This window comes from Lentzea alba, assembly GCF_047445655.1.
Lineage (GTDB): Bacteria > Actinomycetota > Actinomycetes > Mycobacteriales > Pseudonocardiaceae > Lentzea > Lentzea alba_A.
The window spans coordinates 1-400 of the sequence record NZ_JAJAEG010000118.1 but is presented as its reverse complement, the minus strand read 5'-3'; the positions used below and the strand labels follow the sequence as shown (position 1 = coordinate 400).

Below are 400 nucleotides of genomic sequence, written 5' to 3'. Positions count from 1 at the left end.
GGTGTCCGCGGTGTCGTCGCCTGATGTCGTGACGAGCGTGGCGGGGGATTCGAGAGACGCGGCGAACACTTCCGCGAACACTTCCGTGAACGCGCTGCAGTCGCCTCCTTCTTCGGCGAACACCCCTGTCGTGTCGAACGCTTCGGCCCTGAGCCCGCAGAACCTGGACGCGATGCCGACCGGCGAGCACGGCACGCCCGCGCCGGTGCCGTCGCCGGCTGCGGAGTCGGCTGCGGAGTCGTTGCCGCAGGGCATGACGGCTCCGCCAATGAGTACGCCAGCCCCCAACACGCCAGCCCCGAACACGCCGGCGTCGAGTACGCCAGCCCCGAACACGGCGGTGTCCGGCCCGAACGCGGCGTCGAGTACGGCGGCGTCGAGTACGGCGGCGTCGAGTACG

Annotated in this window: 1 protein-coding gene; it reads right to left on the bottom strand. The window is 70.8% G+C overall.

All coding sequences use genetic code 11. From position 1 onward, the window contains the following. Positions 1 to 400: hypothetical protein (locus LFM09_RS50160; RefSeq protein ID WP_414103741.1), on the bottom strand; the 400-nt coding region annotated here is incomplete at both ends.